Annotated in this window: 18 protein-coding genes; 15 read left to right on the plus strand and 3 right to left on the minus strand. The window is 48.4% G+C overall.

All coding sequences use genetic code 11. The annotated features are described in order from the left end of the window. Positions 1-93 precede the first annotated feature (93 nt). On the plus strand, positions 94-873 hold the full coding sequence (locus ACFVRY_RS25235; protein ID WP_387503029.1) for a nucleotidyltransferase domain-containing protein: 780 nt from the start codon (positions 94-96) through the stop codon (positions 871-873). Between the two features lie 7 nt (positions 874-880). After that, a complete protein-coding gene (locus ACFVRY_RS25240) occupies positions 881-2,107 on the plus strand; it encodes an RtcB family protein (protein WP_387503030.1) in 1,227 nt (408 codons plus the stop codon). Between the two features lie 604 nt (positions 2,108-2,711). Here the strand turns inward: ACFVRY_RS25240 and ACFVRY_RS25245 are convergent. Continuing rightward, positions 2,712-3,461 carry a class I SAM-dependent methyltransferase gene (locus ACFVRY_RS25245; RefSeq protein WP_387503031.1) on the minus strand — a complete coding sequence of 250 codons (750 nt, stop codon included), beginning with the start codon at positions 3,459-3,461 and terminating at the stop codon, positions 2,712-2,714. Positions 3,462-3,755: 294 nt separating this feature from the next. On the opposite strand from ACFVRY_RS25245, the gene ACFVRY_RS25250 reads away from it, so the two are divergent. The 4 genes from ACFVRY_RS25250 (at position 3,756) to ACFVRY_RS25265 (ending at position 6,568) form a co-directional block, all read left to right on the plus strand. Then, the gene (locus tag ACFVRY_RS25250) at positions 3,756-4,439 is read left to right on the plus strand and encodes an HAD family hydrolase (protein WP_387503032.1); all 684 of its coding nucleotides are present in this window, start codon (positions 3,756-3,758) and stop codon (positions 4,437-4,439) included. A gap of 86 nt (positions 4,440-4,525) precedes the next feature. Further along, a complete protein-coding gene (locus ACFVRY_RS25255) occupies positions 4,526-4,915 on the plus strand; it encodes an iron chaperone (RefSeq protein WP_387503033.1) in 390 nt (129 codons plus the stop codon). Between the two features lie 204 nt (positions 4,916-5,119). Beyond that, positions 5,120-5,386, plus strand: coding sequence for a CD3324 family protein (locus ACFVRY_RS25260; protein ID WP_066379779.1), 267 nt, complete (start codon positions 5,120-5,122; stop codon positions 5,384-5,386). Between the two features lie 165 nt (positions 5,387-5,551). After that, the gene (locus tag ACFVRY_RS25265; protein WP_387503034.1) at positions 5,552-6,568 is read left to right on the plus strand and encodes a phosphotransferase enzyme family protein; all 1,017 of its coding nucleotides are present in this window, start codon (positions 5,552-5,554) and stop codon (positions 6,566-6,568) included. Here the strand turns inward: ACFVRY_RS25265 and ACFVRY_RS25270 are convergent. Beyond that, positions 6,561-7,460 (minus strand): AraC family transcriptional regulator, encoded by a 900-nt coding sequence (locus tag ACFVRY_RS25270; RefSeq protein WP_387503035.1) that lies wholly within the window; start codon positions 7,458-7,460, stop codon positions 6,561-6,563. The two genes, ACFVRY_RS25265 and ACFVRY_RS25270, sit on opposite strands and share 8 nt — an antisense overlap. Before the next feature lie 195 nt (positions 7,461-7,655). Between ACFVRY_RS25270 and ACFVRY_RS25275 the strand changes: the two genes are divergently transcribed. From ACFVRY_RS25275 to ACFVRY_RS25315, 9 genes are all read left to right on the plus strand, one after another. Continuing rightward, positions 7,656-8,495 carry an SDR family NAD(P)-dependent oxidoreductase gene (locus tag ACFVRY_RS25275; RefSeq protein WP_387503036.1) on the plus strand — a complete coding sequence of 280 codons (840 nt, stop codon included), beginning with the start codon at positions 7,656-7,658 and terminating at the stop codon, positions 8,493-8,495. Between the two features lie 280 nt (positions 8,496-8,775). Then, positions 8,776-9,630 carry an AraC family transcriptional regulator gene (locus ACFVRY_RS25280; protein WP_379467684.1) on the plus strand — a complete coding sequence of 285 codons (855 nt, stop codon included), beginning with the start codon at positions 8,776-8,778 and terminating at the stop codon, positions 9,628-9,630. A 135-nt stretch (positions 9,631-9,765) separates the two neighbouring features. Beyond that, entirely contained in the window at positions 9,766-10,632 is an 867-nt protein-coding gene (locus ACFVRY_RS25285) for a DUF6923 family protein (protein WP_387503037.1), read from the plus strand. 34 nt (positions 10,633-10,666) lie between these two features. Beyond that, complete coding sequence (locus ACFVRY_RS25290) at positions 10,667-12,031, plus strand: ABC transporter substrate-binding protein (protein ID WP_387503038.1); 1,365 nt, start codon at positions 10,667-10,669, stop codon at positions 12,029-12,031. 124 nt (positions 12,032-12,155) lie between these two features. Further along, the gene (locus tag ACFVRY_RS25295; protein WP_387503039.1) at positions 12,156-13,046 is read left to right on the plus strand and encodes a carbohydrate ABC transporter permease; all 891 of its coding nucleotides are present in this window, start codon (positions 12,156-12,158) and stop codon (positions 13,044-13,046) included. A gap of 10 nt (positions 13,047-13,056) precedes the next feature. Further along, positions 13,057-13,965 (plus strand): carbohydrate ABC transporter permease, encoded by a 909-nt coding sequence (locus tag ACFVRY_RS25300; protein WP_387503040.1) that lies wholly within the window; start codon positions 13,057-13,059, stop codon positions 13,963-13,965. A gap of 12 nt (positions 13,966-13,977) precedes the next feature. After that, positions 13,978-14,835: a metallophosphoesterase family protein gene (locus tag ACFVRY_RS25305; protein ID WP_387503041.1), complete on the plus strand. Its 858-nt coding sequence runs from the start codon at positions 13,978-13,980 to the stop codon at positions 14,833-14,835. Further along, entirely contained in the window at positions 14,832-16,034 is a 1,203-nt protein-coding gene (locus tag ACFVRY_RS25310; protein WP_387503042.1) for a Gfo/Idh/MocA family protein, read from the plus strand. The genes ACFVRY_RS25305 and ACFVRY_RS25310 overlap by 4 nt, the downstream gene beginning before the upstream one ends. 2 nt (positions 16,035-16,036) lie before the next feature. Continuing rightward, positions 16,037-16,555: a GNAT family N-acetyltransferase gene (locus ACFVRY_RS25315; protein WP_387503043.1), complete on the plus strand. Its 519-nt coding sequence runs from the start codon at positions 16,037-16,039 to the stop codon at positions 16,553-16,555. 55 nt (positions 16,556-16,610) lie between these two features. Here ACFVRY_RS25315 and ACFVRY_RS25320 read toward each other — a convergent pair whose 3' ends face one another. Beyond that, positions 16,611-17,798, minus strand: a complete 1,188-nt coding sequence (locus ACFVRY_RS25320) for an MFS transporter (protein ID WP_387503044.1) — start codon at positions 17,796-17,798, stop codon at positions 16,611-16,613. Between the last annotated feature and the right edge of the window lie 40 nt (positions 17,799-17,838).

Genomic DNA, 17,838 nt, shown 5'->3' on the forward strand with positions numbered 1-17,838 from the left:
GTGATCGTAATACTTCTGCCATGTTCGAACTTCCGATAATAAGTAAAATATAAAGTAGTAACCACGCGCGGGGCTGAACAGGAGGAGAGCGTTATGACCGAAGCTAGAGCAATCATTATAGAAGAGTTGAAGAAGATCGAAAGGGAAGAGAATGTCCATATTCTGTATGCTTGCGAATCAGGCAGCCGGGCCTGGGGATTTCCTTCCAAGGACAGTGACTATGACGTAAGATTTCTATATATCCGGCCGCTGGAATGGTATCTGTCTATTTTTGAGAAGCGGGATGTCATTGAACGGCCAATCAGCAATATGCTGGACATTAACGGCTGGGATTTGAAAAAGGCCTTGAATTTATTCCGCAAATCCAATCCGCCGCTGCTGGAGTGGCTACAATCCCCGATTGTCTATATGGAGAATGAAGTGGTCGTCCGGCAAATCCGCGATATCTCTTCCTTCACGTTCTCCCCAAGATCCTGCATGCACCACTATCTACATATGGCCAAGGGGAACTATCGTGATTACTTGAAGGGCGATCATGTGAAAATAAAGAAGTATTTCTATGTGCTTCGTCCAATGCTGGCCTGCGAATGGATCGAGCGTTTCCACACGATGCCGCCTATCGAATTTCCAGTATTGATGGAGGCCCTGCTGCCGGAGAAGGGCTTGCTTAGAGCGGCCGTCGATGGTTTACTGGTCCGTAAAAGAGCAGGAGACGAGATGGATTACGAGCCGAGAATTCAGCCCATTAATGAATTTTTGGAGGAAAGAATCAGCTACTACGAGCAGATCGTATCCGAACTAGAGACAGCCGAAGGTGGTCAGGATCAGCGGCTCGATGAATTGTTTAGAAACATAGTAACGTTACAGGAGTGAATGCAAGATGGCATATCAGAATATTGACGGTGTACGTGTTTGGGGAAAGCCTGACGAGGGAGCGCTTGCTCAGGCGAGAACCTGTTCCAAGACGGGCAACGTGGTTCAGACGCTGCTTATGGCAGATCATCATAAAGGGTACAGCCAGCCTATTGGTGGTGTCGTTGTCTATGACGGGCAAATCTCGCCATCCGGTGTGGGCTATGATATTGGGTGCGGCAATAAAGCGGTGCGGACGCAGCTATCTGCGGCTGATGTAAAATCCGGGCTGGCCCGGATTATGAATGATATCGCCCGTCAAATCTCTTTTGGCGTAGGTCGTATCAATAACGAGAGATTAGATCATGAGCTGTTCGACGATCCGGACTGGGATGTGTACCGGGCTGTAGGAAAAGCAGAGCATGACAAGCTGAAGACGCTGGCCCGTGATCAACTTGGAACCGTTGGGAGCGGGAATCATTACGTGGATCTCTTTGAAGACACCGAGACAGGACGGCTGTGGATCGGCAATCATTTTGGCAGTCGGGGCTTCGGGCATAAGACTGCGAGCGGTTTTATCAACCTGGCAGCAGGACGTGAATTCTTAGCCAACGCGCCGGGTGAAAAGATGGATCAGCCGCCGCTCCTGCTGGATTTGAACAGTGAGCTGGGGGATATGTATTATCGTGCGATGAAGCTGGCGGGGCGTTATGCGTACGCTGGACGGGATTATGTAATGCGCAAAGTGCTGTCGATCCTGGGGGCAGAAGCTGATTTTGAAGTGCATAACCATCATAATTATGCCTGGAAGGAAACTCATGACGGGAAAGAGACGGTGGTGGTCCGCAAAGGTGCTACACCGTCCGCACCGGGTCAGATGGGCTTTATAGGTGGGAGCATGGGCGACATTTCTGTGATCGTTAAGGGGAAAGATACCGCAGAGAATCGGGAGGCTTATTACAGCACCGTTCACGGGGCTGGACGGATCATGAGCCGGACACAGGCCGCAGGCAAAATGAACTGGAAGACCCGCACCCGCAGCGGCGGACAAATCTCGAAGGCGCAAATGCTGGACGCGGTGCAGGCATTTAATGTGGAGCTGCGCGGAGCTGGGACGGACGAAAGTCCGTTTGTATACCGGAAGCTCCAGGAAGTATTGGACGCTCACGCGGAGACGATTGAGGTCATACATGTCTTGAAACCGATCGGAGTGTGTATGGCAGGGGCGGATGAATTCGATCCGTATAAGGATTGAGTATGGGCTTGTAGGGATTGCTGTGAGTAAATGAGGATTAACTATGTGCGTATAGTGATTAAGCATGGACTTACGAAGATGAAGCATATTGTCCTATAAGGAAGGACCTCAGCTCCCACGGTTTTATGGGGCTTGAGGTCCTCTTTTACAAACGGATCATCATTCCCGAGGGAACTTTAGAGACTGTAGAATAACAGAGATCAATTAATGGCAGAAATGCTCCTTATTTAGACTGAGGAGAGCGAAAAAAAGGAGTTTAGTGGCAAAAACGCACATTAAAATCCACCCATGAACCACCCAAAGGCCTTTTCTAGGGAATTAAGGGACAAAAATGCACTTAATCACCCCATAATGGAAATATTGAGAAAAATAAGGTGCAATTTTGCCTTTAGTAGCTGAGTCTTTGTAAACTGTTGTCCAGCTTACTAGCTCAGCACCAGCACCTAGTCGACTAGCTCACTAGTTCAGTGACCTACCAGCTTTTTTCACTCCACTAACGTCCTATTCAGCAGCATATCAGCACCCGACCAGTTCACCAAAACAGCGGCCCACCACTCAGTCAACCACCCACCTTTTCAGCAACCAGCCCAGCATCCCACTAGCCCTAGAGCAGGCCAATGATCATAAACCGCGCTGAATTTGTCATTATGCCTTGTTCTCTTTGATTCTCTGCAATAAATTGCTGTAGAATCTGAAAATCCCCTTCGTTCTGACCGAAGCCAGGAATGATCGGCGTATGCTTCAACAGAAATATAAGATCTTCAGCGGTCTGGTAATACTCGGTGATGTTATATTCGAAGGACTTAATCTCCCTGAAGCCTGCTTCACGGAGTTCAGCGATGTACCGTTTTTGCAAGGTTCCTCCTGATATACCAGAAGCTTGCCCTCTCCCAAACGCTTCTTTAAGGTTCAGCTTATCGTTCTCAGCCACTTGCTGGGTCAGGAATACCCCATTCTTGGACAAGACTCGTGCGATTTCCTTGGCGGCAAACGGAGAATGCCTGCATGAAATAACGTTAAAGAAGTGTGCAGGAAACTCCAACCGATCACCATTCATCTCCAGAAAACGGACATTTGTTCTGCCGGATTCAGCAAGATTCCTGCTTGCCGTCTCCATCATGCCATTAGACTGGTCAATGCCGACCAGCAGCAATGTTGAATCAGCTATGGATAAAATGGCTTCTCCGCCGCCTGTTCCGATATCCAGCAGGAGGTCTGAAGGGTGACATCTCTTCGTGACTTCACGGTAGAAGTCCCAGGGAGCTTCTTCGGACATGCATTTCACATGGCTGAAATCCCAACCGTTTAATACACCGACTCTATCATAAAATTCCTCGTAATTTATTGTTTTCATTCTTAAATTCCACCTTCCAATGAGAATAAAATAATACGGAGTCTCCGTTGACTGTCCCTCAAGATTGCACTGGGTCAAAAGGGCAGATTTCCCCTTGACGACTGGTACGCGTTTTATCCAGCCCGGCAGCTACATACCTCGAACGATACGGAAAGACATCTATTTCACCCCAAATTAGAAGATTTTTCAATTATATAGCTCGGCGAATGGGAGATCAAGAAGTACAATTACTTGAGTGGTTTCAGGCGAAGCCGAATAGACCCAAATTTAATCTCAGGGGAGTGATACATCAAAGTGATACGAGCTGTGCTGTTTGATCTGGACGGAACGCTGCTGGATCGGGATTCATCCTTGAAACGATTTGTTGATATGCAGCATCAACGCTGGGGTCATTGCCTTGGGCATATTCCAAAGAAAGCTTTTATCAATCGATTCGTTGAGCTGGATGCACGGGGCTATGTGTGGAAGGATGCAGTCTACCAGCAATTGATGGATGAGTTTGGGATTCAGGGAGCGACGTGGGAAGAATTGCTCGAAGATTATGTGTCACAGTTTCATCAGGCCTGTGTGCCATTTCCTAATTTGATTGAGTTGTTAAAAGAGTTACAGCAGCGGGAAATAGAGTTGGGACTAATAACCAATGGCTTTACAGCACTGCAAATGAGCAATATCCAAGCCTTGGGTATTGAACGATATTTCTCATCGATTCTGGTATCAGAACAGGAGGGGCTAAGAAAGCCGGATCATCGAATATTTAAGGTGGCAGCAGAGCGTCTGGGCGTAGCACCTGAAGAGAGTATATACGTAGGCGACCACCCAATGAACGATGTACAGGCGTCCAGAGAAGCAGGAATGAGAGCGATTTGGAAAAAGCACGAGTACTGGGAGTCCGCAATACATGCTGATGCGGTTATTGACGATCTGTCCGAACTGATAGGAGTTCTGGAGAATTTTATCGATATCGAATCATCGAAATGAGCTTCAAAGAGCTTGAAATAGCGTGAAAGATAGGATGAGTCAGGAAATATATAAGCATACTAACCATGCTGTGAAAGGAGAATAAAATGGATACAGACAAACCTGCTTTTGCGACGATAGATGAGTACATTTCGTTGTTCCCTGCGGAAGTTCAGCAGACACTTCAGAAGTTAAGAGATGTTATCCGCGAAGCTGCGCCGGAGGCGGTGGAGAAGATCAGTTATCAGATGCCGACCTTTGCTCTGCAAGGTAATCTGGTGCATTTTTCCGCATACAAGAAACATATCGGATTCTACCCAGGAGCCAGTGGAATTGTGGCTTTTAAGGAAGAGTTGTCAGGGTATAAGGGAGCCAAAGGGTCAGTACAATTCCCCATCGGCCAACTGCTGCCTTATGAATTGATAAGCAGGATTGTAAAATTTAGGGTTGCGGATAATGCTAAACGAGGAGAGAATAAAGGGAGGAAGAAAAAGTAATTATGTTGCATGTTAAGGAAGGGAGGGGCCACCCCATGGCAAGATTAGATCAGCGCTCTATGCAAAGTTTATTCTATAAACAACAAGCGGTTGTTTGCATAGAGCCAAATGTAAATAAGTAACCGCTTTTAATGACAGTGTTGATGTTTATAGCATAGACTTTGCTACCTTTAAGATTTCAACATTTAAAGGAGCGGAGCTATTATGAAATATGTAAATGCTGACCTGATCTTCCCGGAAGCCTTGCTGAAGGAAGTACAGAAATATGTTCATGGCGGGATGGTGTACATCCCCAAGCCGGACGGAGTGCGTAAGAAATGGGGCGAGAAATCCGGCAGCCGACAATATCTGGATCATAGAAATGAGAACATTCGTTTAGAATTTTCAACCGGGGTCACGATGGACCAGTTGGCCGACCGGTTTTGCCTATCCAGAGACAGTATTAAGAAGATTGTATATGCAAAAAAGTAGTCCGAAATAGTCGCATTGGATCTTATTCTGATGTGGCTTTTTGCTGTGTAGAATACAGTTTTTAATCATTTATTGTATATTTCCGGGTGACCCGTCATTGCTATAATGACCACAGAACAGGGACGGCGTTAACCATCCCCGACATACCACACAGGGAGGACATGGATGGATAACTTTTTCAAGTATGACACAGCGCAACATAGACGTTCTTTGCTGAACAGAGCCAGGACGATAGTTCTGTCGGCACTTATGCACTACGATATCGAATGGGAGCGTATCGAGTTTATTCAGCTATCGGACACCATCACGTATAAAATAGAGACGGAATCCACGGGCCATTATTTACTGCGTATACATTCGGACCTTCTGAGCAAAGAGCAAATTCAATCCGAGCTAACGCTGCTACAGGCCCTTCATTCAGGCGGTGATCTGACGGTCCCGGAAGGGATCGCAAGTCGTGATGGCTCGTATGTATTGGATATTGAGGTGGCTGGTGATCACCGTCGTCCCTATTATGTGACCATGATGCGTTGGGTAGAGGGTAGCCACGTAGAAGGTGATTTTACAGACAGCTTGGTTTATAAAATGGGGGTGCTCATGGGCAGGCTTCATGAAGCCACTGTGAAGTTTGACCCGCCAGCAGATTTTACGCGTCCTGTGTGGGGTGCTGATAGTTTCCGTTCTGAATTGGCTAAGCTGGAACAGCATTATTCCGTGTTTTTGTCGGAGGAGAATTGGAAGTCCTATCAGGCGGCGGCTGAAAAAGTGTGCTTACAACTCGAAAGAATGCCCTGCAACGATCGTAACCACGGTCTTATTCATGGTGATTTGCACAGCGGTAATATCGTTATTCTGGAGGATGAGCCCTACCCCATTGATTTTGGCAGATGTGGCTATGGCTATTATCTTTACGATATGGCAGGGGCGATGTTGGGGCTTTGGCCGAAACACCGCTGGATGTTCATCCAGGGATATGAGGGCGTAAGGAAGCTGGAGGGGGACCATGTCCGCGAGCTGGAATGCTTTTTCATCATGGTTATGATCGGAAATTATGCTCATCATGCCTCTAATCCACTGGAGACAGCAAGTCTGATTGAGGAGCAACCCTATGCCCAAGCATATATTAGGGAATACTTGAGCGGCCGATCCTTTCTGTTCGAGGTGGTCGATCTTATTAGCTGAACCGCTTGATATCGCTCACCGGAGAGAAGCCGAACAGGCGCGCATATTCCCGGCTGAATTGGGAAGGGCTCTCATAGCCTACCTCGAACGCAATATCTGCCACATGGGGAGATTCGGTTAACAGGCGGCGGCGTGCTTCCTGCAGTCGAATCTGCTTCTGATACTGGACTGGAGTCATGGCGGTCACTTCTTTGAAGTGGCGATATAACGAGGCGGAGCTCATGTTCGCTAGCGTAGCTAATTCTTCGATGCGCAGCGGCTGGTTGTAATCCCTCTTGATCCGTTCGACCACCTCTGCGATGGTGGCGTAATTGCTTCCCGCCATGGCAATCTGCTTGAGCACATCCCCTTGCTCATCGCTAAGAAGTCTGTATATCATCTCCCGTATGACAAGGGGCGCCAGTGCCGGAATGTCCTGCGGAGTTTCTAACAGGCCTACCAGTCTGACGGCTGCATCGAGGAGAGCATTATTCATTTTGCCTACGAATAGCCCCCTATGGTATCTATTGGTGCTCTCGGGAAGCAGGTCCGTTTCCTTCATGATCTGAAAGAGTTGGCTGGCCTCTAAATCCAGACGAATCGCTAAGTAAGGGGATTCAGGAGAGGGCTGAGTAGCCCGGCCGGTTATCGGCACATCCAGAGAGACCGCGAGGTAGTCAGATACCCCGTATCGGTAGCGCTCATCGGCGAGCATGATGACCTTCTCACCTTGGGCAACGATGCACAGCGATGGTTTTTGAATTCTGCAGATCGGAACCTCGGAGTGGGAATCGCGAACCAGATGCAGTGAGGGAATAAGGGTAGCATGGTCGCCATCTGCACCGGAGAACTTCTCGACGAGCCCCGCCAGCTCGAGCTGTTTATAGTATATTTTTTGAGCATCATCCAGCATGTGCATCCCTCCCGTTACTGTGTTTCATTATAGATTCTTGAGCTGTGTTTGTTAAGCAGGGTGAGAATAATAGGCAAGAACGTGAGATTAATATTCTAACCGAATTTAGCCTGGCAGGAGCATAATAAGGATGTTCCAACAGACCTGCGGCAATCGCCTATTACACAGTAGTGATTATCCATTGGAGGGGAAAATATGCAACATGCTAAAGTATGGTACGTGACCGGTGCTTCGAAAGGACTGGGACTGTCCTTGGTGAAAAAATTGATTGGTAGCGGGTATAGAGTTGCTGCAACCTCACGTAATATAGAAGATTTAAAGCAAGCCGTGGGTGAGGCGCCAGAAGGCCAGTTCTTGCCGCTCGCGGTTGATCTGACCCAGGCCGAGTCAATTCAGGCATCCGTGAACAAGACGTATGAGCAGTTCGGGCAAATAGATGTGGTCGTTAACAATGCAGGATATGGCATCGGCGGTGCAACCGAGGAGCTGTCGCAGAAGGAGATCATGGCCAACTTTGAAGTGAATGTGTTTGGCCCGATCCATGTCATTCAAAGTGTGCTGCCGTATATGCGGAAACAGCGTTCAGGCCACATTTTCAATATCGCATCTATCGCGGGCTTCGCTCCGCATATGGGCTGGAGTGTGTATGCGGCGACGAAGTTCTCGCTAATGGGATTGACGGAAGTGCTTGCCCAGGATATGCAATCTCTGGGGATCAAAGTGACGGCAGTAGCCCCCGGAGGCTTCAGAACGGAATTCAATAAGGCGGATTCCCTGGTTCTGTCTGCCAATAAAATTGAGGATTACAGCGAGCTTCATGCTGGGCACAATCAGTTCGTAGCGGCAGATGGCAAGCAGCTTGGTGATCCTGACAAAGCGGCAGAGGTGTTCATTGATCTGGCGGAATCGTCGAACCCTCCGGCTCAATTGTTCCTGGGCAGTGATGCTTACCGGAGAGCATCCGAGAAGCTGGATCAACTGCGTGAAGAACTGGAAGCGAACAAGAACATCAGCTTCCGAACTGATTTTGAATAAGTGGAGAACACTACCCTATGAAGCAGGATGGAAGTTAGTGTTCTAATCAGTTAGTTCATGATTGGCTGAAGCTAGCTGAAAATCCATAAAACCAAAAAGACAGCGAGTCCCGATAACGGAGACCTGCTGTCTTTTTATATTTGGCTAAAGACCAGTTCAATGTATAATCCTGTTCCCGAATTCTTGATCGTAAGGAGGAATGAGTTTACAAATGTTTTACAACTCATTGACGCGGCGCGCATATATGGCTGATAGATTGGGGGGACAAGGGGTGATGGCTATGAAAAATTTTACAGAAACGGTCTCCACGACATCTCAGCCTGTTCTGGCAAGTGACAACCTAGGTTGGGATAAGCTCAAGGTCTCACAATGGTACAGTCCACAGCAAGCGTTTAGTCCCTCGCCGGAGCCCAAGTATTTGGTAGGAATCCATTGTACAGCGTATTACGAAAATTATTATACGATTCACATTACCCCATGCAACGAAAGTCTCCTCTGCCCTTGGGGCAAGACGTCGTTATACTTCCTGAATATTGAGATTACTCCTTCTGTGATTGAAGAGGTCGCCCGCGAATCCGGATTTTTGACGGAAGGCCACATTCAATTAGACCGTAAATTCCATGTCAAAGATTCCAAGCTCCTACAGTTAGGGCTCTGGATGCTGGAAGAATTGCAGAATGGCGGAGCGAAGGGGAAAATATACAGCGATTCATTGTCGAATATGTTAATCATTCATTTACTACAGCACTACTCCTCTGTCATTCCCCAACATTCTAGCGGCAAAACGCTTGCGAACCAGGAGATTTTCCGCGTAATCCAATACATGCGAGAGAACCTGGAAGAAGATGCTCCGCTGACTGAACTAGCCGCGAAGGCCAATATGAGTCAGTCCCACTTTATCCGTGTCTTCAAACAGCAGACTGGCTTTACTCCCCATCACTATTTAATCCGCCTCCGTATTGAACGCTCTAAATTCCTGATCCGATCAGGCAAGGTAGGTTTGAAGGAAATTGCTGCTCAAGTCGGATTTGCCGACCAAGGGCATTTTACGAGAGTCTTTAAACGGGAGACTGGATTAACTCCGAAGCTGTATGCGTATCAAATTTCAGCTAAACCCGGTTCTATGTCGGAATAAATATGCAAATGAGAGTTTTATTCAAGGAAAGAAGTATTTTGTTCAATAGGAGGGGGATAGATCAGCCCTAGAATGAGATTAAGGTCAGGCGTAAGGACATGCTGGGCCAAGATAACACTAGGAGGAGAGAAGAACATGAAAGTTGCGAGGTTTTGGGGTCTGGTTGTTGCGGGAGTAGTGGTGTCCAGTTCAGTGTCTATGTCTTCAGTACTTGCAGATCCAGTAGAAACGGAAACTCTGGGAAGTGATTTTGCAATTACGGCAGCTGCTGAACCCTGGCATGAAGTGTCCAAGCAAACTTTCTGGCTGCTAGATGCCCTGGAACGGGGGCAAGGGGTAACGACGGATGGGAACGCATGGATTTTCAGCTCACCTTATGGCCTGCTTCGTACAGCACTGGACGGCAAGACGGTAATCGCACGAAATCCTTTGGCGATTCCACCCCACCTGACCGCACTTGGCGGTGATCACATCGGGGATATTTCCTACTACAACGGGAAGCTCTACGTTCCCATTGAAGATGGGAAAAAATACGAACATCCGTATATCGCCCTTTTTGATGCCAATACCTTGCAGTATACCGGAACTTCTTACGCGCTGCCGCTAGATCTCCATCCTGGAGGTGTTCCATGGGTTGCTGTGGATGCTGCCCGCGGGCAGGTATATACGGCGAAATGGAACAATGCTGATGTGTTAAATGTGTTCAGTCTTGATGACATGCACCTGATTAAGACGGTTCCGCTTAGTCAAAGCATTGACCGGGTTCAAGGTGCTGCGATGTATAACGGATATCTCTATGCTTCTTCAGATAATAAGACTCAAACCCTCTATCGAGTCGATGTGGATAACGGCAATGTGTCAGTTGCACTAGATCGCAATTTGCCTAGTGGTACCGAAGCCCAGGGCATTGCAGTGCTGCCGACGGCCGATGGAGCCCAGCTTCACATTCTCGATGTAGGTTCCAACCGTGTTACCGTAAACTTCCGTCACTATTCTTTCTAAATCCAAACGAAGCTTAACAAAGGAGCCTACAGAAATGATGAAGCAATCGAAACTGATGTTGTTCTTGATGGGATGTACTCTACTGGCCACAGGCTGTGGTCAATCTAATAATAATAGTGTTACAGAAGCTGCTGCAGACCCTACTGCGAAGCCTGCTGCAAGTGCAGAGGCCACTGAAGCACCAAGCACACAGAACGTAGAAATTACCTTCTATTATCCGGTTAACGTCGGTGGTCCACTGACCAAAGTCATTGATACTATGGCCAAATCTTTCATGGAGACGCACCCTGGGATTAAAGTGAATCCTGTATATACCGGCAATTATGGTGATAATACAGTGAAAATTCAAGCCGGTGTTCAGGCCAAGCAGCCGCCAGATGTAGCCGTGATGATGTCTACGGAATTGTACAGTATGCTCGATATGAATGCTATTGTTCCACTGGATGAATGGATCGCCAAGGATACAGACGTTAATATGGATGATTTCTACCCTGCCTTTATGGAAGATACGCAAACTGAAGGTAAAACCTACAGTCTTCCGTTTCAAAGAAGCACAATTGTCATGTACTACAACAAAGAGATGTTCAAGGAAGCAGGCTTAGATCCTGAAAAGCCGCCGACAACCTGGGCTGAACTTGTATCCTATGCCGGAAAGCTGAACAAAGACGGTCATGCTGGCCTGGAAATCCCGGGTAATGACGACTCCTACTGGATGTTCCAAATGCTCGCCCGGCAAAATGCCACAGATCCTAAGCAAAACATCATGTCCGATGACGGTAAAAAAGCGATGTTCAACACCCCTGAGAATGTGGAAGCCCTGCAGTTCTGGCTGGATCTGTCCCACAAAGACAAAGTAATGCCAGAAGGTGTGATTGACTGGGCTACCGTGCCTACTGACTTTATTCAAGGCAAGACGGCAATGATGATGCACACAAGTGGCAACCTGACGAATGTCAGAACAAATGCTAAATTCGATTTCGGTGTGGCTTTCCCGCCTGCACAGAAACAATTCGGATCACCTACGGGCGGCGGAAACCTGTACATCTTTAAAGACACTTCGCCTGAGAAGCAAGCAGCAGCTTGGGAATTTGCTAAGTATATGACTGCTCCAGAACAGGCTGCACTGTTCAGCAGCTCCTCCGGCTATGTAGGCGTACGCAAATCAGCTTATGATACAGAAGCCATGAAGAAATATACAACGGATTTCCCGCAAGCACTTGTTGCACGCGATCAACTGGAGTATGCGTTTAGAGAATTGTCTACGCATAACCACGGTAAAGTGTCGACGGCGATCACGAATCAGATTCAAGCCGCTTTAGCTGGACAAGTGGATGCTGCTGGTGCACTGCAGAAAGCGCAGGAAGAAGCCGATCAGGCGCTTGCCCCGTTCAATAAGTAACAAAGGCAACGGATAAGAAAGAGTTATTTTGGAGTACGCCGGGAGGGTCTCTGTCCCCAGCGTACTCCATTCTATACCGTGAAATGGAACGATCCAGAGCCCGTGGCAGAAAGGACGGAAAGGCATGCTTGCCGGATGGAGTGAAAAGCTTAAACGAAATAGTTTTGGCTGGGGGCTAGTGTTGCCCTCACTACTGTTTCTCTGTTTGTTTACCTATTACCCGATGTTGAAATCCGTGTGGCTTAGTTTATATGAAAAGAATCTGGCGACCCCTGAACCTGTGTTCGTCGGATTGGGGAATTATATTAACTTGCTTCAAGATCAGGTGTTTCGAAAAGTGGTGGCAAATAATATTTGGTTTGCTGTCGGAACGGTTCCCGTTTCAGTAGGACTCGCTTTTGTTATGGCGCTCTTTGCCGACAAGGCGATTAAGGGACGCGGGGTTGCCCGCCTTGCTTTTTTTTATCCGAATATGATTCCAATGATCGCCGTGGCGAACATTTGGTTGTTTCTGTATACGCCGCATTTCGGGTTGTTCGCCAGGTTTGCCGCTTGGATCACGGATCAGCCGGTCAATCTGCTGGGGAACCCCGATACCGTAATGGGGGCGCTTATTGTCATGATGGTCTGGAAGGAAGCTGGCTACTTCATGATTTTCTACTTGGCGGGGATGCAGCAGATTCCTAAAGATCTGTATGAAGCCGCAGCGGTCAGCGGTGTCGGTACATTCACCTCTATACGGAGGATTACCATCCCGCTTACGATGCCAACCACGTTGTTCGTCATGGTGGTCGCGATCACCAATTCCTTCAAGCTGGTCGATCATCTATGGATTATGACCAAGGGTGGTCCTAACAATTCCAGTAACTTGCTATTGTACTATATCTACGAGAACACCTTTAACTTCTACGATCAGGGAATGGCTGCTGCGATGACCGTTGTGATGATCGGTCTGCTGCTCATTATATCTTCCATCCAGTTCTTTGGGTGGGATCGTAAAATTCATTACGAATAGGACGGGGCTCATGGACAATCCATTAAAGCTGTCGCTTCTGCCAGGGCAGAAGAAAAGCAGGTTTGCAGAAGAAGAGCGGGCTACGCACCGGAATCGACGGATCGGTCGAAGACTTCTTCAAGTGCTGTGGCATGGGATCGGCTTCGGTGTAGTGGCGCTCTGGATCATCCCTTTTTTATGGGTGGCCAGAACTGCCTTTTTGCCCAAAGCCTCTGCTGTGGATACAGGTTGGTCATGGGGATGGACGCTCGATAACCTCACCCGTGTGTGGCAGGCGGCACCCTTTGGGCAATTCTTTTTAAATACGTTATTAGTATGTACTGGCGTTCTCGCTGTTCAGCTTGTTACGCTCACGATGGCTGCCTACGCATTCGCGCGGGTGCGCTTCGTGGGGAGAGAGTTAGTGTTTATGTTATTTTTGGTGCAAATCATGGTACCGCCCGATGTTCTAATCTTCTCTAACTACCAGATTTTAAGTGACATGGGTTTGCTGGATACCAAGATCGGTATTATGCTACCTTACTTCGCATCGGCCTTCGGAGTCTTTCTGCTTCGGCAATCTTTCAAGCAATTGCCGTATGAACTGGAAGAAGCTGCGCGAGTAGAAGGGGCTTCCCGTCTGCGCATCCTGGCGCAAATTTATGTTCCGTTATCCCGGCCGGTCTATGTATCGTTCGCAATCGTCTCTTTCAGCTTCCACTGGAATGATTTCTTATGGCCGCTGATCGTGACCAATTCCGAAGAGAACCGGCTGTTGACCGTAGGTCTGGCGATGTTCGCGAAGTCTACGGAGTCAGGGGCACAATGGAGTGATGTCAGCGCGGCGACGCTAATTGTTTCGGCACCTCTTATGATAGGGTTCTTATTGTTCCAGCGTAAGGTGATCGGCAGTTTTATGCACTCAGGTATCAAAGGCTAAGGGGGACTACAATTGAAGTTAGCTATAATTGGAGATTTGCATTACCCGGATGTACTGACCAGCGATGAACCTTCGATAGCCGCTGCCCGTGATGCTTATTATGAACGTTTCATGGACTTATTCTTATCCCTGGACGCTGATTATTATATTTCGATTGGTGATTTAACACATGCGGGAGAAGCCGCCGAATTCACGTATGTCATGCAGCACATTGAGAAGCGTGGACTCCGCGGCCGTTTTCTTCATGTGCTGGGCAATCATGATACGTATACTCATCCGAAGAGCGATATTCTTGCGCTAACCGAGCTGAAGCGATATGAAGTGATCGAGGAGCATGACGCACGAATTATATTGCTGGATACTGCTCGTGAGATCCGTGAGGATTGGAGCGGCACCATTGACGAGGAACAGTTGGACTGGTTGCACAACCAATTGAGACAGGACCCGGACAAGCCGCTGATCGTGATCGGTCATCATCCGCTTTATGCCACAACTGCGAGATCTACCGAAAGCATGATGTCCCTGGACCCTGACCTCACGATCTGGCCGCTACTTGAACAGTGGCAGGGAGCCGGATTTTATTTTAACGGACATAATCATGTGAATTCCATCGTCCACCGAGAACACTGGCACTTCATTCAGACGGCAGCTGTGCCGGATGTACCCTCGGTTCGAATGGTGAGCATTCTTGACCAGGAAGTCAGCGTGGAAACGATCAGCTTCGCCAGCGATGCCTTTTCCAACTGGGCGTCAGTCTTTACCCCGCACATGTACGATTATGAGAGACATCCCAGCTGTGAAGGTGATCCGCCAGCGCTGGAACTTTTCATCAATGCCCAAACAGCCCGTAAAGGAGTTGCGCCGAAATGAGCCGTAAGCCTGTAAAATTAGCAATTGTTGGTGGAAATCGGGGGGCTAGTTTTATGAACGCCCTATACGCCCTCTCAGACCGAATTCAATTGACCGCTACCTGTGATTTGAATGAATGGGTGCTTCTTCAGTGGAAGGAGAAATTCCCTGAAATCCGTACCTATCGTGATTATCATGAAATGCTGAAAGACCCATCCGTGGATGCTGTTTTTATATTAAGTCCTATGCATCTCCATGCCAGACAATCCATTGACGCACTGAATGCTGGCAAGCATGTACTCAGTGAAGTCATTGCTACCCGAACGTTAGAGGAAGCTTGGGAGCTGATCGAGACCGTAGAGCGAACAGGACTTAAATATATGATGTCCGAGAATTATTGCTTCTCGCGTTCCAATCTGACGATCAAGCATATGGCGGATCAGGGGATGTTCGGTGAGATTACATACCTGGAGGGCGGGTATATTCATGACCTGCGCCACTTGATCCACCATCCGGATGGATCGCTGACTTGGCGGGGCCAACTGCATCAACAATTTAATGGCATTAACTATCCGACACACTCCATTGGGCCGATTGCGCAGTGGATCAACCTGAACAAGGAGGGCGGAGACCGCTTGAAGCAGGTATCCACCTTTGTATCTAAATCGAGATCGCTCCAGCGCTATTTTAGCGAGCATTTTGGCAAGGATCATCCGGCTGCGGGGAACGGATTTTGGCAGCAGGGTGATAGTGCAGTAGCCATTTTGCAGACCGAGAAGGGTGTGCTGATCGAACTGCGTGTGGACTGGACCTCGGTAAGGCCTCACAATAAAACCCATTATTTGCTGCAAGGTACCGAAGGCGCCTTTATTACAGGCCGCCATCAGCAGGAGGATGATTTGATCTGGTTCAAGAATCGTTCGCCTCAGCATGTAGAGGACGGCTCGGAGATGTGGGAACCTCTGCAAAACTATCAACCTCAGTACGATCACCCAACATGGAAACAATGGGGAGCATTCGCAGCAGGGACGAAGCATGGCGGGGGTGATTTTCTAGTATTGGAGGAATTTATTTCGGCCATCCAGGAGGACCGGGAGCCTTCGGTTGATGTGTATGATGCGGTCACCTGGAGTTCGATCTTCTCCTTATCCATGGAGTCGGTGAAGGCCGGCGGACAAGCCATTCCCTTTCCTGATTTTAAGGCGAAGAGGGGGGAGTAACGATGGGACAAGGACTGTCGAAGCTTATTATGAAGAAGGAGACGTTGGACGATTTGCCGCCATTTCTATGTCCAACGGGCTTTCGAATGATGCACTACCAGCATGGAGATGAACGTAATTGGGAGGATCTCATCCGTCATTCTTTTACAAGAGACGTGAAGTTTGCGGATAAAATCGGCGATGTAGTTCCGCTCTACTCCGATCGCTTATTATTTCTCTGTAAGGGAGACCAGCCTGTCGCTACAGCTACTGCCTGGGAGACAGCAAGCCACAGCTGGTATTTGCATATGGTGGGTGTGCTGCCCGAGTATTCCGGAAAAGGCTTGGGATTTGCGGCAAGCCTTGCCGCCCTGCATAAGATGCAAGAAGAGGGCGGGGGAACTGCCTATTTGGAAACAGATGATTTCAGATTGCCAGCCATTCAAATCTATCGAAAATTAGGATTCACGCCAGTCCATATGGACGAGAGTCATCCTGGAAGATGGGAACGGATTCTCCAGCAGCTTGGCCCTTCCGTTTAACTATAATGCCAAGCCTCCCTTCTCAGGGAGGCTTTTCTTCTTATAAGTATGAACGTTAAGCGTTGCGAGTCTTCTCTACAAGTTGCCCCCATAGCGTAACGAATAGCCCCAGCAATGTTACCAAAGCGGCTACCCAGGTCAAGGATCGAAGTCCCAGCGGACTGTCCAGTACGATTCCTCCGAGCCAAGCGCCGCCTGCGCCGCCAAGATTAAAAGCACCGATATTGAGCGCGGAGGCCAGGTTAGGTGCAGCACTGGCTTTATCGAGAACGCGGATCTGGAACCCGGGTACTGTACCAAAGGCGGCGAATCCCCAGATGAAGATCGTGATCACTGTAGCGATTTTGTTATGGCTTGTGAAAGTGAACAGGGTCATCACAACAGCAAGAAGGGTCAGCATCCCGATCAGGGACGGCATCAGCTTCCAATCTGCTAATTTTCCACCTGTTATATTCCCAAGGGTTAAGCCTACGCCGAACAGGAGCAGCAGAACCGTCACGGTGTTTTCCTGAAAGCCGGCAATTTCCGTCAGGAAGGGGGAGATGTAAGTGAAAATAACAAACACGCCTCCGAATCCTAAAACCGTCATCAGCAGGGTGAGTAGAACCTGAGGATTACGCAGAACACGTATTTCTTTTCGAAAACTTGGTGTCTCCGAGCTCTTCAGCTTCGGAACGAATATGGCTAAGGTGATCAACGAGAACAGACCCAGCAGAGACACGACCCCGAATGTCGAACGCCAGCCATGACTTTGCCCGATCCAGGTCCCTAAGGGAACGCCGAGGATGTTCGCTAGAGTGACGCCGATGAACATCATGGCGATCGCAGTAGCTTTTTTATCAGGACTGACGATACTGGCAGCAACGATAGAACCGATCCCAAATACCGTGCCATGAACCACAGCCGACAGAATACGTGCAATCATCAGAATTGTATAATCGCTGGCGACCATACTGATCAAGTTGGCTCCTACGAATAGGACCATTAGTGACAGGAGTAGTGTCTTCCGGGGTAGACGGACTGTTAATGCGGTCAGTAACGGCCCGCCAATGGCCACTCCTAATGCATACCCTGACACTAGTAGCCCTGCTTTGCTGATGGAGATATGGAGATCATTGGCTACGTCAGGCAGAAGCCCCATAATTACAAACTCAGTTGTACCGATAGCAAACGCACTGATCATCAAAATATAGATGGCAATGGGATACGGTGCTTGGGCATTTTTAGTCGTAGTTGCTTGCATATGCTGTACTCCTCTCTTGCTGTTGATTATAAGAACGTAT

It is taken from the genome of Paenibacillus sp. NPDC057934 (genome assembly GCF_042887565.1).
Taxonomy (GTDB): Bacteria; Bacillota; Bacilli; order Paenibacillales; family Paenibacillaceae; genus Paenibacillus_AQ.

Excerpts from the sequence above, each read along its gene's own strand:
- ACFVRY_RS25235 (WP_387503029.1), top strand. The coding sequence starts at position 94 with ATGACCGAAGCTAGAGCAATCATTATAGAAGAGTTGAAGAAGATCGAA.
- ACFVRY_RS25240 (WP_387503030.1), top strand. The coding sequence starts at position 881 with ATGGCATATCAGAATATTGACGGTGTACGTGTTTGGGGAAAGCCTGAC.
- ACFVRY_RS25245 (WP_387503031.1), bottom strand. The coding sequence starts at position 3,461 with ATGAAAACAATAAATTACGAGGAATTTTATGATAGAGTCGGTGTATTA.
- ACFVRY_RS25255 (WP_387503033.1), top strand. The coding sequence starts at position 4,526 with ATGGATACAGACAAACCTGCTTTTGCGACGATAGATGAGTACATTTCG.
- ACFVRY_RS25260 (WP_066379779.1), top strand. The coding sequence starts at position 5,120 with ATGAAATATGTAAATGCTGACCTGATCTTCCCGGAAGCCTTGCTGAAG.
- ACFVRY_RS25265 (WP_387503034.1), top strand. The coding sequence starts at position 5,552 with ATGGATAACTTTTTCAAGTATGACACAGCGCAACATAGACGTTCTTTG.
- ACFVRY_RS25270 (WP_387503035.1), bottom strand. The coding sequence starts at position 7,460 with ATGCTGGATGATGCTCAAAAAATATACTATAAACAGCTCGAGCTGGCG.
- ACFVRY_RS25275 (WP_387503036.1), top strand. The coding sequence starts at position 7,656 with ATGCAACATGCTAAAGTATGGTACGTGACCGGTGCTTCGAAAGGACTG.
- ACFVRY_RS25280 (WP_379467684.1), top strand. The coding sequence starts at position 8,776 with ATGAAAAATTTTACAGAAACGGTCTCCACGACATCTCAGCCTGTTCTG.
- ACFVRY_RS25285 (WP_387503037.1), top strand. The coding sequence starts at position 9,766 with ATGAAAGTTGCGAGGTTTTGGGGTCTGGTTGTTGCGGGAGTAGTGGTG.
- ACFVRY_RS25290 (WP_387503038.1), top strand. The coding sequence starts at position 10,667 with ATGATGAAGCAATCGAAACTGATGTTGTTCTTGATGGGATGTACTCTA.
- ACFVRY_RS25295 (WP_387503039.1), top strand. The coding sequence starts at position 12,156 with ATGCTTGCCGGATGGAGTGAAAAGCTTAAACGAAATAGTTTTGGCTGG.
- ACFVRY_RS25300 (WP_387503040.1), top strand. The coding sequence starts at position 13,057 with ATGGACAATCCATTAAAGCTGTCGCTTCTGCCAGGGCAGAAGAAAAGC.
- ACFVRY_RS25310 (WP_387503042.1), top strand. The coding sequence starts at position 14,832 with ATGAGCCGTAAGCCTGTAAAATTAGCAATTGTTGGTGGAAATCGGGGG.
- ACFVRY_RS25315 (WP_387503043.1), top strand. The coding sequence starts at position 16,037 with ATGGGACAAGGACTGTCGAAGCTTATTATGAAGAAGGAGACGTTGGAC.
- ACFVRY_RS25320 (WP_387503044.1), bottom strand. The coding sequence starts at position 17,798 with ATGCAAGCAACTACGACTAAAAATGCCCAAGCACCGTATCCCATTGCC.